Source organism: Hyphobacterium sp. SN044 (assembly GCF_021864465.1).
Classification (GTDB): domain Bacteria; phylum Pseudomonadota; class Alphaproteobacteria; order Caulobacterales; family Maricaulaceae; genus Hyphobacterium.
In genome coordinates, this window is the sequence record NZ_JAKKUV010000010.1 from 66,335 (window position 1) to 80,772 (window position 14,438).

Annotated in this window: 14 protein-coding genes; 6 read left to right on the forward strand and 8 right to left on the reverse strand. The window is 65.2% G+C overall.

Annotated elements, in window-relative coordinates; genetic code table 11:
• Positions 1 to 12 precede the first annotated feature (12 nt).
• Positions 13 to 522: a hypothetical protein gene (locus tag L5876_RS12645; RefSeq protein ID WP_236956719.1), complete on the reverse strand. Its 510-nt coding sequence runs from the start codon at positions 520 to 522 to the stop codon at positions 13 to 15.
• Positions 523 to 668: 146 nt separating this feature from the next.
• Here L5876_RS12645 and L5876_RS12650 point away from each other — a divergent pair, with 146 nt between their 5' ends.
• Together L5876_RS12650 and L5876_RS12655 are read left to right on the forward strand one after the other, a co-directional pair.
• Entirely contained in the window at positions 669 to 2,516 is a 1,848-nt protein-coding gene (locus L5876_RS12650) for a sensor histidine kinase (RefSeq protein ID WP_236956720.1), read from the forward strand.
• On the forward strand, positions 2,513 to 3,151 hold the full coding sequence (locus L5876_RS12655; RefSeq protein ID WP_236956721.1) for a response regulator transcription factor: 639 nt from the start codon (positions 2,513 to 2,515) through the stop codon (positions 3,149 to 3,151). The genes L5876_RS12650 and L5876_RS12655 overlap by 4 nt, the downstream gene beginning before the upstream one ends.
• Positions 3,152 to 3,154: 3 nt before the next feature.
• On the opposite strand, the gene L5876_RS12660 is transcribed toward L5876_RS12655, so the two are convergent.
• The 6 genes from L5876_RS12660 to L5876_RS12685 all read right to left on the reverse strand — a co-directional run bounded on the left by L5876_RS12660 (position 3,155) and on the right by L5876_RS12685 (position 9,260).
• A complete protein-coding gene (locus L5876_RS12660; protein ID WP_236956722.1) occupies positions 3,155 to 3,487 on the reverse strand; it encodes a hypothetical protein in 333 nt (110 codons plus the stop codon).
• Positions 3,488 to 3,572: 85 nt separating this feature from the next.
• Positions 3,573 to 3,776, reverse strand: coding sequence for a DUF2892 domain-containing protein (locus L5876_RS12665; protein ID WP_236956723.1), 204 nt, complete (start codon positions 3,774 to 3,776; stop codon positions 3,573 to 3,575).
• Positions 3,777 to 3,794: 18 nt separating this feature from the next.
• Positions 3,795 to 7,040, reverse strand: coding sequence for an efflux RND transporter permease subunit (locus tag L5876_RS12670; RefSeq protein WP_236956724.1), 3,246 nt, complete (start codon positions 7,038 to 7,040; stop codon positions 3,795 to 3,797).
• Positions 7,037 to 7,993 carry an efflux RND transporter periplasmic adaptor subunit gene (locus L5876_RS12675; RefSeq protein ID WP_236956725.1) on the reverse strand — a complete coding sequence of 319 codons (957 nt, stop codon included), beginning with the start codon at positions 7,991 to 7,993 and terminating at the stop codon, positions 7,037 to 7,039. The genes L5876_RS12670 and L5876_RS12675 overlap by 4 nt, the downstream gene beginning before the upstream one ends.
• Before the next feature lie 4 nt (positions 7,994 to 7,997).
• Complete coding sequence (locus tag L5876_RS12680; protein ID WP_236956726.1) at positions 7,998 to 8,354, reverse strand: rhodanese-like domain-containing protein; 357 nt, start codon at positions 8,352 to 8,354, stop codon at positions 7,998 to 8,000.
• A gap of 12 nt (positions 8,355 to 8,366) precedes the next feature.
• The gene (locus tag L5876_RS12685; protein ID WP_236956727.1) at positions 8,367 to 9,260 is read right to left on the reverse strand and encodes an MBL fold metallo-hydrolase; all 894 of its coding nucleotides are present in this window, start codon (positions 9,258 to 9,260) and stop codon (positions 8,367 to 8,369) included.
• Positions 9,261 to 9,361: 101 nt separating this feature from the next.
• Here L5876_RS12685 and L5876_RS12690 point away from each other — a divergent pair, with 101 nt between their 5' ends.
• Together L5876_RS12690 and L5876_RS12695 are read left to right on the forward strand one after the other, a co-directional pair.
• Positions 9,362 to 9,694 carry a helix-turn-helix transcriptional regulator gene (locus L5876_RS12690; protein WP_236956728.1) on the forward strand — a complete coding sequence of 111 codons (333 nt, stop codon included), beginning with the start codon at positions 9,362 to 9,364 and terminating at the stop codon, positions 9,692 to 9,694.
• An 84-nt stretch (positions 9,695 to 9,778) separates the two neighbouring features.
• Entirely contained in the window at positions 9,779 to 11,059 is a 1,281-nt protein-coding gene (locus L5876_RS12695) for an NAD(P)/FAD-dependent oxidoreductase (RefSeq protein ID WP_236956729.1), read from the forward strand.
• A gap of 24 nt (positions 11,060 to 11,083) precedes the next feature.
• Here L5876_RS12695 and putP read toward each other — a convergent pair whose 3' ends face one another.
• Positions 11,084 to 12,568 (reverse strand): sodium/proline symporter PutP, encoded by a 1,485-nt coding sequence (putP, locus tag L5876_RS12700; RefSeq protein WP_236956730.1) that lies wholly within the window; start codon positions 12,566 to 12,568, stop codon positions 11,084 to 11,086.
• A 256-nt stretch (positions 12,569 to 12,824) separates the two neighbouring features.
• Between putP and L5876_RS12705 the strand changes: the two genes are divergently transcribed.
• The gene (locus L5876_RS12705; RefSeq protein ID WP_236956731.1) at positions 12,825 to 13,388 is read left to right on the forward strand and encodes a TetR/AcrR family transcriptional regulator; all 564 of its coding nucleotides are present in this window, start codon (positions 12,825 to 12,827) and stop codon (positions 13,386 to 13,388) included.
• Positions 13,385 to 14,437 (forward strand): efflux RND transporter periplasmic adaptor subunit, encoded by a 1,053-nt coding sequence (locus tag L5876_RS12710; protein WP_236956732.1) that lies wholly within the window; start codon positions 13,385 to 13,387, stop codon positions 14,435 to 14,437. The genes L5876_RS12705 and L5876_RS12710 overlap by 4 nt, the downstream gene beginning before the upstream one ends.
• Position 14,438 lies beyond the last annotated feature (1 nt).

A 14,438-nucleotide genomic window follows, 5' to 3' on the forward strand; every position in this document is an offset into this window, starting at 1 on the left:
ACCGATCGGAAGCTATTCCTCCGTGGTGTCCGCCGGAGCGGTTTCCATCGGGGCCGCCTGGGTCGGCGCGGTCTCGGCCGGCATGGCGGCTGCGGCAGCGGCCTGTTCGGCTTCGCGGCGCAGGACGTTGTCGCAGTCGCGGCCCTGATAGAGGCCATTGAGGTAGTACCAGCGGCGTTCAGCGACCTGGCGGCGCGCCTCTTCCTGCTCGGCCCGGGCCCGCGCGGCACGGCCGAGCAGGCCGCCCACCGCGCCGATGCCCGGAATGGCGTCGGCCGCGCCAGAGCGCAGCGCGCCCTGCATGGCGAGGCTGGTCATCGAGTTGATGGCCGCTTCACTGCCGAAAAGCCCCGCTTCGGGCGCACCACCCAGAATCTCGCTCTGCTCGTTGGCGGCGATGATGACATCGCGGCAGGTCATGCTGGTATCACCCATAAGGATGACCTGGCTCTGCATCTGGGCTTCGGCCCCGGTGACGGTGACAAAGGCCGCGAACGCGGCAGCGGCGGTAACGATTTTCATGGGGTATCCTCCCTGTCTGTTGAGAGCATGCTTACGAAACAGGGGTTTGGCGGTGTATCCCCGGTTCAGGGGAGGTCACGCCGGGCCGTGAAGGCTGTATGACAGTCGGGTGGGCAATCCCGGTGCGGGAGGATTTCTTAAGCGGCATGACCCGATTGCGGGCCTTCAATACGCCGGGCTTCCGGCTGGGTGCGGTCCTGTTCACCGGGATAGGGCTGGCCGTTCTCGTTCTCGCGATAGTGATGAGCCAGCCAACGATCGACGGTGCCGAGCGGCTCCTGCCTCCGCTCTCCTCGGTATCGAGCCTGTCGGTCGGCTTCCTGGCCTTCATGATCTCAGGCTGGGTGTGGGCGCTACGGCCGCGTGATCTGCCGACCATCCTTTTCCTGATCAGCGGCCTGGCGACACTGACCTTCACCTATGGCGCGGCGCTGTTCGGGGGCGGGGCCTATCTCCTGCCTGTGTGGCAGAGGGAGACGGCCTTCTACCTGAATGTCTGGGGAGCCACGGGCTTCGGCATCGCGATGATCTGCCTGTTCCTGGTCTATCCGGTCCGGATTCAAGGCTGGCGCTGGATCGCACTCGCCACGCTGGTCTTCTTCTGCGGCTGGACCGTCATCGCAGTGTCGAACCCCAATGAAGGCCACCCGGTCACGCTGGTTGAAATGTTCTGCATCATCGCGATGATCGCGGTGCAATTCTTCGCGACGCGCGGAGATCCGAAGGGGCGGGCGATCCTGATCTGGTTCGGGGTGTCGGTCGTGCTGGGTGCGGGCAGTTTCATCGCCCTCGTTGCCCTGCCGAACACGTTTCTGCTGCCCTCGGTCATTCCGGCGGAATATGCCTTTGCCTTCTTCCTGATCATCTATGTCGGGGTCGCCGCCGGCCTGCGGCGCTACCGCCTGTTCGAGCTTGAGGAATGGTCTTTCCGGGTCCTGTTCTACGCAATGGGCGCGGTCTTCCTGATCGCGCTCGACGCGGCGCTGATTTTCCTTTTGTCGCTCGGGCAACTCGAAGCGCTCAGCGTGTCGCTCCTGCTCGTCGCCTTCCTCTACCTGCCCTTCCGCGACGTGCTGTTCCGCACCTTCCTGCGGCGCAAGGCACTGACCGAGCAGGCCATGTTCCAGGCCGTTCTGGGCGTCGCCTTCGACGCCTCGGAGACCGCGCGTTCCGAACGCTGGACCGGCCTCTGGCAGACCCTGTTCGATCCGCTGGAAGTCGCGCCGGTCCGCCCCGGCCCGGTCGCCGCGACGATCGCGGAGGAAGGCGCGGAGCTCCTGATCCCGGCCTCGGCGCAACTGCCGGCGCTGCGCCTGCGGCACCCCTGGCAGGGCCGCGGCCTGTTCTCGCCGCGCCACCAGAAGCTGGCCGAGGAAGTCAGCGGGCTGATGCGACACGCCGAACAGGGCCGGCGCGCCTATGACCGCGGGGTCGCCGAGGAACGCGTGCGGATTGCACGCGACATGCACGACAATATCGGGGCGCAGCTGCTCGGGGCGCTGCACAGCGCCGAACCGGAACGCAAGAACACGATGATCCGCGAGACGCTGACAGATCTGCGCGAGATCATCAACAACGCCCCGCGCGCGGCGCAGGATTTCGACGAAGCGCTCGCCGACCTGCGGGCGGAAAGCGCCGAACGCCTGGCAGCGGCCGATGTGCGGCTGAGCTGGACGGTCGAGGGCGAGGCACCGACCCTGTCGGCACATGTCGCCCATGCGCTCCGGTCGATCGTGCGCGAGGCGGTCAGCAATGTGATCAAGCATGCCGGCGCGGATGCGATGGTGATCCGGATCATCGCCGACGACCGCGGCCTCGGCATTGCCATCCGCGACAATGGCCGGGGTTTCGACGCCGCGCACGTCAATGGCGGCCACGGCCTCGTCAATCTTCGTGCCCGTGTCGAAGGGTTGAACGGTGCGATCGACATCGCACCGGCCGAGACCGGCACGTCGATCGACGTCCGCCTGCCGATGGAGGAGACACGCCCATGAAACGCGCCCTGATCGTGGAAGACGTGCCGGAAACGCGGAACTGGCTTCAGGAGCTCGTCACCGGGGCCTTTCCCGGTTGCGCCATCGAGGGCCAAGCGACGGTGCGCGGCGCGGTCGCGGCAGCCGAAACCGGGGATTTCGATCTGGCGCTGATCGATCTCGGCCTGCCCGACGGGTCGGGGCTCGACGTGCTGCGAAAGCTGAAGGCGGTCTCGCCCGAGACGACCGCGATCGTAACCACTGTCATGGGCGATGACGCCCATATCGTCGGCGCACTGGCGGCCGGGGCGGAAGGCTATCTCCTGAAGGAGACGCCGCCCGACCTGCTGCACCGCCAGCTCGTCCAGCTGGCCGACGGCATTCCGGCGATCTCGCCGTCGATCGCGCGGCGGATCATGGAGCATTTCCGGTTCACCGGACCGGCCGCAGAACCGGACGACCAGCTGACGGGCCGCGAAAAGGAAGTACTGACCCTGATCGCGCGGGGCCTCCGGAATGCCGATGTGGCGCACGCGCTCGGACTCGCCGAAAGCACGGTCGCCAGTCATATCAAGGCGATCTATCGGAAACTGGGAATCGGCTCCCGCGCCGAGGCGGCCTGGCATGCCACCCGCCTCGGCCTCGGGCATTCGTAAGACCTACTGGACGATCCACTCCGTGCCGTCGAGCACGCAGATATCGACCTGGTATTCCTCGTAGGACGTGCCGTCATCGAATTCGATCAGGAAGTCGTAGAGGCATTCGCCGTAGACTTCGTCGATCGAGATCTCGAGCGCCTCGCCGGTATAGACATATCCCGACAGGATGTTCGGGCCCCATTCCGGATCCGTGGACGGGCCGGTATAGACGGCGACGATCGTGGTTCCGGTTTCGTTGTCGATGGTGAAGGTGATCAGCTTGTTCTGGGCATAAGCCGACGGAACAAGGACGGCCGCGGCCATTGCCGCGGCACTCAGAGCGCGCATGAACATGAAAAGAAATCCCCTGACGCGGCCGGCACGATGCCGGACGCGCCAGAAGGATTGGCACGGAGTCTCCCGACTGTCACACGGGAAATTATCCCAGTGCGCCGCCCGGCTTCAGACCCATCGCCTTGAAAATCATGGCTGCAGGACAGAAGCCGGTGAAGCTGGACTGGACGAGGTTTGCCCCCACGAAGGCCGTGAGCCACAGCCACATCGGGCTGAACTGCCAGGCCAGCAGAAGCGAAACCAGAATGACGACGCCTGCGAAGAGCGTCACTGCACGACCGACCGTCATGGGAGTTCTCCTTTCCCGTTATTCGCCCGCCGAAACCTCGCGGGGCTGGTAGGGCGCATCCGGGTCCTTGAAGATCACGTAGATGGCCGGAATCACCAGCACCGTCAGAAGCGTCGACGAGGCGAGGCCGAACAGAAGCGAAATGGCGAGCCCCTGGAAGATGGGGTCGAAGAGGATGACCGATGCGCCGATCATCGCCGCGATGGCGGTCAGGAGGATCGGCTTGAAGCGGATCGCGCCCGCCCGCAGCAGCGTGTCGCGCAGGGTCTCGTCGCCGCCCGCCCCATGGCGGATGAAGTCCACCAGCAGGATGGAGTTGCGCACGATGATACCCGCCAGCGCGATGAAGCCGATCATCGAGGTCGCGGTGAAGGCCGCGCCGAACATCCAGTGGCCAAGGATGATGCCGATGAAGGTCAACGGGATCGGCGTCAGGATGATCAGCGGGACGCGGAAGGATTTGAACTGCGCCACGACGAGAACGTAGATGCCGAGGAGCGCGACCATGAAAGCCGCCCCCATGTCGCGGAAGGTCACCCAGGTGATCTCCCACTCGCCGTCCCAGAGCAGGGTCGGGACGGTCTCGTCCATCGGCTGTCCGTTCAGGCGGATGTCCGGCCGCGGCAGGCCTTCGGGCCAGGACCCGTCCGCGATGCGGTCCTGAACCTCGAGCATGCCGTAGATCGGTGCCTCATAGCGCCCGGCCAGCTCGCCCATCACCATCTCGGCATAGCGCCCGTCGCGGCGGAAGATCGGGTATGAACCCGCCTCCTCCGTGACCGAGATCACGTCGCCCAGCTCGGCGATATCGCGGCCGCCCGGCAGGGCGTTGGCGGGTATCGGGGTGGAGGCGAGACGTTCGCTCCAGACCCGTTCGCCGCGCGGCAGGGCGATGGCGATCTCGACCGGATTGCGGCCCTCGCCGCGATGGGAATACCCCACCATCATGCCGCCGGTCAGCGCGCCGATCGTGTCGTAGACATCGCTCTGCGTGACCCGGAAATATTCCAGATTGTCCTGGTCGATGGCGAAGCGCAGGCGCGGGCGCGGCTGGCCGAAGCTGTCGTCGGTGTCAACGATGAAGTCGACCTCGTCGAAGACCCGGCGGACTTCCGTGGCGATGGCGCGACGCGTCTCGGCGTCGGGGCCGTAAATCTCGGCCAGAAGGGTCGAGATCACCGGCGGTCCCGGCGGGATTTCCGCGACGCGGATCACCGTGCCTTCCGGCGCGTCGAGGCCTTCAAGCAGTTCGCGGGCCTCCAGCGCGATGTCGTGCGAAGAGCGATGACGGTCGTGCTTCGGCGCGAGATTGACCTGAAGGTCGCCCTGTTCCGGTCGGTTGCGCAGATAGTAGTGGCGCACGAGGCCGTTGAAATTGAACGGCGCGGCGCTGCCGGCATAGAGCTGGATCGAGGTGGTTTCCGGAATTTGCGCCAGCCGATCTGCGGCTTCGCGCAGCACGCGTTCGGTCCGCTCCAGCGACGACCCTTCCGGCAGGTCGATCACGACCTGGAATTCCGACTTGTTGTCGAAGGGCAGGAGTTTGACCGTCACCGTGCGGGTGAAGAAGAGCGTCATCGAGCCGACCGTCAGCACGCCGACGACGATCAGGAATATCCACGAGCGCCGGCGATTGGCGACGATGGGTGCGGCAACCTTGCGGTAGAGCCGCCCGATCGGGCCTTCGGTCTCGTGGCCGTCCTCGCCGCCATGACCACCATGCTTGCGGCGGCCGGCGATGATCTTCATCAGCCAGGGGGTCAGGATCACCGCGACGAAAAAGGAGAAGATCATCGCGGCCGAGGCGTTGACCGGGATCGGCGCCATGTAAGGGCCCATCAGGCCCGAGACGAAGAGCATGGGCAGGAGCGCCGCGACCACGGTCAGCGTCGCGACGATGGTCGGATTGCCGACCTCGGCCACGGCCTCGATCGCGGCCGTGACGCGGCCCCGCCCGTCCTTCATCGCCCAGTGACGCGCGATGTTCTCGATCACCACGATGGCGTCGTCGACAAGAATGCCGATGGAGAAGATCAGCGCGAACAGCGAGACGCGGTTGATCGTGTAGCCCATCAGATTCGAGGCGAAGAGCGTCAGGAGGATGGTCGTCGGGATGACGATCAGGACAACCACGCCCTCGCGCCAGCCGATCGCCAGCGTGATCAGGATGACGATGGAGACCGTCGCAAGGGCGAGGTGGAAGAGCAGCTCGTTGGCCTTCTCGTTGGCGGTCTCGCCGTAGTTTCGCGTGACCTGTGCCTCGATCCCTTCCGGGATCAGCGTGCCTTCGAGCTGGTGCAGGCGTTCGACGATGTGCTCGGAGACCACGACCGCGTTGGCGCCTTCACGCTTGGCGATCGCCAGCGTCACCGCCGGGGCGGCATGCCAGCTTTCCTCGCCCTCTTCCCGCGTCAGATTCCAGACCCGGTTTTCGACCGGTTCGGCGCCGACGATCACGTCGGCCACGTCCCGGACATAGACCGGGCGGCCGTCGCGCGAGGTGAGGAGGAGGAGGCCGATATCCGGCACGCCCTGAAGCGTCTGGCCGGCGGCAACGGTGTAGGTGGAATCCTGCGCCAGCAGGTATCCGGCCGGGAAGGAGCGGTTGGCCTCGGCGATCTTGCCGGCGAGTTGCTGCAGCGTGATGCCGTAAAGGGCGAGGCGTTCGGGGTCGGGTTCGACGCGGATCTGGTTGGCCCGACCGCCGACGATATAGGTCACGCCGACATCCTCGACCGGCATCAGCGCAGCGCGGAGTTCCTCGGCGATATTGTAGAGATCATTGTCGGTCCAGCGCTCCGGCGCGCCGGGCGAAGGCGACAGTGTCACCGTGACGATGGCGACGTCATTGATGCCGCGCCCGACGACGAGCGGCTCCGGAATGCCATGCGGGATGCGATCGGCATTGGCGCGGATTTCCTCGTGCACGCGCAGGATGGCGTCGTCCGGATCGGTACCGACCTCGAAGCGCGCCGTGACGAGAACGTGGTCGTCCTCGGTTTGGGAATAGACGTGTTCGACGGCGTCGATGCCGCGCACGACGGATTCCAGCGGCTCGGTGATCAGTTCGACCGCGTCGGGCGCGCGCAGGCCGTCCGCGCGCACCATGATGTCGACCATCGGCACCGAGATCTGCGGCTCTTCCTCGCGTGGGATGACCATCAGCGCCAGCAGGCCGACGGCGATCGATGCCATCAGCAATAGCGGCGTCAGCGGCGAGCCAATGAAGGCCCGGGTCAGATTGCCGGAGAGGCCGAGTTTCATGGCCGCACCAGCACGTCGCCGGCGGACAGGCCGGAGACGATCTCGATACCGTCAGGGGTTTCCTGACCGCACTGGACGACGACGTCGCGGGTCTCGCCGTTCGCGGTACGAAGCCGCGCATAGTCGACGCCGTAGCGGTTGGAGAGGAATTCCATCGGCACGACGATGGCCGGGCGCTGGTCAAGCGCGACATGAACGCGGATGCGTTCGCCGACATAGAAATCGCCAAGTCCTTCGACCATGGCGTCGGCGACGACGCGGCCGTCCTCGACCCGGGGATAGACCTGGCGGATGAAGCCGGTATGGGCGACAGCGCCTGTCAGGGCGCTGTCATCGACCCGGACCTCGTCACCCTCATCGATGAAACGGGCGTGGCGCTCCGGCAGGCGCAGGCGCAACACGTAGAGGTCGGCGGCGATGGTCGCGACCGCTTCACCCGCCATGACGACAGAACCGGCCGTGACCGGCACGTTGAGCACGCGGCCATCGGAGGGGGCGAGGACATCGCCCTCGCGCGATTGCTGCACGACGACGGCGCGTTCCTGACGCGCGGAGGCGAGCTGGTTCTCCAGCACGCTCACCGCCGTCGCCGCCTCGTCGAGCCGGGCCTGCGGAAAGATCCCGCGGTCGAACAGGTCCTGCGCGCGGCGCAGGTCCGAGCGCGCCTGGTCGAGCTGGGATTCGAGCGCCGCGGCCCGCGAGTTGATCGCGCCGATCTGCGGCGACAGGCGCTGGTCAACCACGACCGCCAGCACCTGACCGGCCTCGACCATATCGCCCTCATCCACGCGCAGTTCGCCGATCGTGCCGCCTATGCGGGCACGGGCCGGGACGGTGTTGATGCTCTCGACGGTGGCAAAGACCGCCTTTTCGTCCGCAATCATCGTTTCGCGGACCTCGAACGTGTCGGCGGACTGGACAAGCAGGAGCGAGAGGGCGAGTGCGGTCAGCATGGATCTAGCGCCTTTGCGGATCGATGATGCGGCCGGTGGAAGGATCGACGGCCACGGTCGGCAGGCCGGCCTGCTTCCACGCCATGATGCCGCCCTTGAGATGCGTGTCGACGGGAATGTTTGCTGCGGCGCAACGCGACAGGGCATCAGCCGAGCGCTTGCCCGACCCGCAATGCAGGATCACTTTCCGGTCGCCGCCGACCGGAAGCGCATTCGGATCGAAGGTCGAGAGCGGGTAGAGCAGCGCGCCGTGAATCCGCTCGGCGGCGTATTCGTGAGGCTCACGGACGTCCACGATCACGACTTCACCGGAACGAAACTTGTCGGCGAGCGTGGCGGCATCGGTTTCGCGGATGGACATGTTGTGTCTCCTCTATCGGGTCTTCATGGGGGTCAGGGCGTCCGCACCGCGAACGGGGATTCGCAGGCGGATCGCCCCGTCCGGGTCGGCCGGGGGGAAATGGCCGGCCCGGATATTGGTCTGGATCGACGGCAGCAGAAGCGTCGGCGCGGCGAGCGTCGAGTCGCGCGCCGTCCGCATCCGGGCGAAATCGTCCTCGCTGACCCCGCCGCCGATATGGATGTTGTGGTCGAGTTCCTCACCGACAGTAGTCTCCCAAGCAAAAGTGTCGCGGCCAGGCGCCTTGTAATCGTGACACATGAAGAGGCGCGTCTCACGGGGCAGGGAGAGAATTTTGTGGATCGACCGGTAGAGGGCCCGGGCATCGCCGCCGGGAAAGTCGCACCGCGCCGTGCCGTAGTCGGGCATGAAGAGCGTGTCGCCGACGAAGACTGCGTCGCCAATGCGATAGCTGACACAGGCCGGCGTGTGACCGGGCGTATGCAGGATCTCGATCTCGAGCCGGCCCAGTTCCAGGGTCTCGCCATCGGTGACCAGCCGATCGAATTCCGCGCCGGTCCCGGAAACGTCATCCGCCGCAAATACCGGTTTGAAGACGGCCTGAACCGATGGAATATGGTCGCCAATCACAATCTTCGCACCCGTTGATTCGACAACGAGCGGGGCGGCCGACAGGTGGTCGGCGTGGGCATGGGTCTCCAGCGACCACTTCACCTGCAGATTGTTTTTGCGAACGAAATCCAGAAGCAGGTCTAGCGATTTACGCCCTGCCGCTCCCGATTTCGGGTCGTAGTCGAGTACGGGATCGACAATCGCAGCTTGCAGAGTCGCGCGATCCCAGACCACATAGGAGACGGTGAAGGTCGGCTCGTTAAAGAAGCCCTTTACCTCAACTGTCCCGGTCATGGCGTCACTCCTCGCGCCGGCATCCGGGTCACTCGTCGGAACCCGTTGACACCAATTTAGTGTGTGCTAATTTAGTGTCAACTAACTTAATGGACTGAAGGATGACAACCGTCATGGATCCGGACATGGCCCTCCTCCAGGAGCAGGCGGAAGAGACCGCCCGCTTCCTGAAGCAGATTGCCAATGACCGGAGGCTTCTCATTCTCTGCCGGCTCGTGTCGGGAGAGGCCACGGTGAGCGAGCTGTGCGACGTGGCGGATCTGAGCGCTTCGGCGATGTCGCAGCATCTGGCGAAGATGCACGGCGAAGGTCTCGTCGACCGGCGCAAGAACGGCCTTCAGGTCTATTACAGGATCGCCGATCCGCGCTGTCTGGCGCTGCTCGGCTTCCTGAAAGACGAATTCTGCACGGCGGCGGACAAGCTCGACGGTTAGGGCCGTCTTTCCTCCCCGGCGTGCGACCATGAGGGACGAACCGCGATAAACGGCGCGCCCCTTCACAGCCAGGGGAGGTCAATCATGGCCCATATCGTCGTGCTCGGCGCCGGTCTCGGCGGCACGCTGATGGCGCTGGAAATGCGCAAGGAAGCGCGCAAGACCGATACGGTCACCGTCATCAGCGACTATCCGACATTCCATTTCACCCCGTCCAATCCCTGGGTCGCGACCGGCTGGCGAACGCCGGACGCGATCAAGGTCGAGCTGGCCCCGATGCTGTCGAAGAAGAAGATCGGCTTCATCCAGTCGGCTGCGACGAAGGTCCGCCCGGCCGACAACGCCATCGACCTCGCGAATGGCGAGACCGTCACCTACGACTATCTTGTGATCGCGACCGGACCGGACCTCGCCTTCGACGAGATCGAGGGGCTGGGACCACATGGGGGCTTTACCCAGTCCATCTGCCATGTCGATCACGCCGCCAACGCCAAGGAAAAGTGGGAGGAATTCTGCGCCAATCCGGGGCCGATCGTGGTCGGCGCGGTCCAGGGCGCGTCCTGCTACGGGCCGGCCTATGAATATGCGCTGATCCTCGACACCGATCTTCGCAAGCGGAAGATCCGCGACAAGGTGCCGATGACTTTCGTCACGGCCGAACCCTATGTCGGCCATCTCGGCCTCGACGGGGTGGGCGACACCAAGGGTCTGCTCGAAAGCGAGATGCGCAACCGCCACATCCGCTGGATCACCAGTGCGCGGGTGAAATCGGTCAGTGATGGCGTCATGCATGTCGAGGAGGTGGCCGAAGACGGCAGCGTGAAGCAGGCGCACGATCTCGACTTCAAATTCGCGATGATGCTGCCCGCCTTCCGCGGTGTCAGTGCGCTCCAGGGCGTCGAAGGCCTCGTCAATCCGCGTGGTTTCGTGCTGGCCGACAAGACGCAGCGCAATCCGAATTACGGGAATGTGTTCTCGATCGGCGTGTGCGTCGCCATCCCGCCGGTTGCGAACTATCCGGTGCCGGTCGGCGTGCCGAAGACCGGTTTCATGATCGAGTCCATGGCGCATGCCGCGGCGAAGAATATCCGCTCGCTCATGGACGGCGAGGAGCCGCGCCACGAAGCAACGTGGAATGCTGTCTGCATCGCCGATTTCGGCGATGGCGGGGTCGCCTTCGTCGCCATGCCGCAAATCCCGCCGCGCAATGTGAACTGGTCCGCCGAAGGCGGCTGGGTTCACCTCGCCAAGGTTGCGTTCGAGAAATACTTCATCGGCAAGATCCGCCGCGGCGTGGGCGAACCCTTCTACGAACGCGCCGTGTTCGACATGCTCGGCATCACGAAGCTGAAGGAGAAGGCCTGACGGCCCTCTCCCGCCTCGCTTTCGTCAGCCGAGTTCGTCCTTCAGCTCGCCTTCGACGGCATCGAACGTCTCCTCGACCTCGGCCTTCGGACCGGGTGTCAGGAGGCTGACGACATAGATCGTCACCCAGCAGATCAGGAAGCCGGGCACGATCTCGTAAATCACGCCCGAGAGGCCGAAGGCGTAGACCCACAGAAGCACCGTCACCGCGCCGGCGATCATGCCGGCGAGCGCGCCCCAGCGCGTCATCTTCTTCCAGAACAGGGAGAGGAGGACGACCGGGCCGAAGGCGGCACCGAAGCCGGCCCAGGCGTTGGAAACGAGACCCAGAACCGTGCTGTCCTGATCGAAGGCGAGCGCAATGGCGACCGCCGCGACCGCCACGACGGCGATGCGGCCGACCGTGACCAATTCCTTCTGGCTGGCCTTCTTGCGCAGGAAGATCTTGTAGAAGTCCTCGGTCAGCGAACTCGATGAAACGAGAAGCTGCGAGGAGATGGTCGACATGATCGCCGCGAGAATGGCCGCGAGCAGGAAGCCGCCGACATAGGGGTTGAAGAGCAGGTCCGAGGACAGCACGATGAAGATCGTCTCCGGATCGTCGAGCGGAATGCCGCGCTGCGTCACATAGGCCAGGCCGATCAGGCCGGTCGCGAGCGCGCCGATGATCGTCACCAGCATCCAGCTCATGCCGATATTGCGCGCCGTCGCGACGTCCTTCACCGAGCGGATCGCCATGAAGCGCACGATGATGTGCGGCTGCCCGAAATAGCCGAGCCCCCAGGACATCAGCGAGACGATGCCCAGCACCGTCATGCCGGAGAAGATGTTGAGGAGGCTGGGGTCGATCCCCTCGATCGTCGAGACGAATTCGCTGCCGCCGCCGACACCGGTCAGCGCCACGAGCGGCACCATGACGAGGGCGATGAACATGATGCAGCCCTGCACGAAGTCGGTCATCGACACGGCCATGAAGCCGCCGAGCAGGGTGTAGAGCACCACGACGCCCGCCGTGACGAACAGGCCCAGCGTGTAGGACAGGCCGAAGGCGCTTTCGAACAGCTTGCCGCCGGCGACGACGCCGGACGAGGTGTAGAGCGTGAAGAAGACGACGATCACGATCGAAGACACGACCCGCAACAGGCGGGAATGGTCGTGGAAGCGCTTCTCGAAATAGTCCGGGATGGTAATCGCGTCGGCCGCCCGCTCCGTGTAGACGCGCAGGCGCGGGGCCACGAGAATGTAGTTGAGCAGCGCGCCGATCACGAGGCCGATCGCGATCCAGGAAGCCGACAGGCCGGAGACATACATCGCCCCGGGCAAGCCGAGCAGCATCCAGCCCGACATGTCGGAGGCGCCAGCGGACAGCGAGGTCACGGCCGGGCCGAGCTTGCGGCCGCCGAGCAGATAGCCCGAGGCGTCGCTGGTCGATTCCTTCAGGCCGTAGAGGCCGATACCGATCATGACAATGAAGTAGAGGGCGAGCGAAACGCCCGTACCGAATTCCATGACGTCTTCCTGTTGTCTGCCTGGGCAGGCCGGTTCCGGCCCGCGAGGAAGGAGTATGACGATAGGCAGCGGGGTGAAGCGCGCGTGTCATATCCGGTGGGTAAGGTGGGATGGAAACCTGCACAGGCGAGCCGGGAGGTCAAGGCTGCGGCCGGGTTTCAGCGCGGGAAGCGGGTATCGGAGAGCGGGACGCTTTGCAATGACGCATGGCCATCATGCGTTGACTGTACCGTCTGGACGGTTTAGTTGCGCCGCCATGACCGACAGCCCGGAATCCGCCAAGCCCGACACGCGATCCGCCATTCTCGATGCGACGGAGACGGTGATCGTGCGCGACGGCGCGCGCCGCACGACGATTGATGCCGTTGTCACCGAAAGCGGGTTTTCCAAGGGCGGCGTCCTCTATCATTTCCCGAGCAAATCGGCGCTTCTTCAAGGGCTGGTCGAGCGGCTGGTCGCCGAATACGAGGCCGAGCTCGAACACGCGCTGAGTGCGGACAAGGATGAGGACGGCCCCGTCGAGCGGCGGATTCTCGCCGTCCTGACGGAAACCAATGAACGCAAGAAGCGGATCGCCGGGGCCCTGCTCGGCGTCACCGCCGAAGAGCCCGACCTGATCAATCCGGCGCGGGAGCTGAAGGCGCGGATCGAAAAGAGCCTGATGAAACGGGCCAACGATCCGGTGCTGGCGCAAATCGTCATGCTGGCGATCGACGGCATGAGCTACCGCGAAATGCTGGGTTTCGACCCCCTCAACCCGTCCGATCGCGACCAGGTTCGCGGCCGGCTCCTCTCCCTCACCGAGGACATCTATCCATGACGCTGCGCGCCCTCCTCCCCCTCGCGGTCAGCCTCCTCGTCGCCGCGTGCGGCGGTGAACCCGAAGCCATGGAACGCCCCGCCCGCCCGGTCCCGATCCAGACGGTCGAAGCCGGCGGGCTTCAGCGGTCCTACGAATTCGTCGGCCGGGTCGAGGCGCGCCGCGCGGTCGATCTGTCCTTCCAGGTCGGCGGGCAGCTGGGCCAATTCCCGGTCAATGACGGGACGAATGTGGCCGAGGGCGATCTGGTCGCGCAGCTCGATCTCGAGGAATTCCGCCGCGCTGAGCGCGAGGCGAACGTCCAGGTCCAGCAGGCGCGCGCCGATCTCGACCGTCAGCAGACGCTTTACGACCGCGGCATCGCGGCCGCGGCGGCGCTCGAAGCCGCACAGACCCAGTACGATCTGCGGATCGTCGAACTGGAGACCGTGCGCCAGAACCTCCAGCGCGCGACGCTCCGCGCGCCCTTCGACGGTCTTATCAGCCGGGTTCTCGTCGAAAATTACACCGTGGTCGCGCCCGGCCAGCCGGTCGCCCGGCTCCAGGATGTGGGTGAGTTACGCGTCTCCATCCCGCTTTCGGAAGACCTCGTCGCGACGTTCAGCGCGGAAGACCTGACCTCGGTCGAAGCCAGTTTCAACTTCCTGCCCGACCGCCGTTTTCAACTGGAACCGCGCGAACTGGTCAGTGAGCCGGACAGCGCGTCCCAGACCTATCGCGGCATTCTGGCCTTGCCGGACAATATCCCCGCCAACGTGCTGCCGGGCATGACGGCAACCGTCTATGCAGAGATTTCTCCGAACGCCGAATTGCCGGCCGCCATCACCATTCCGATCACCGCGCTCGGCTATGACGCGGCGGGACTGCCTGTCGTCTACGTGTTCGAGGACGACACAAGCGCGGTGTATCGCCGGATCGTCGAACTGGGCGAGTTCACCGAAGGCCATGTGCGGATCACGGACGGGCTGGAGCCCGGCGAACGCATCGCCACGGCTGGCGTCTCCGCCCTGCAGGACGGCATGGTCGTTCGCCCGCTCGAGGGGGAATAGG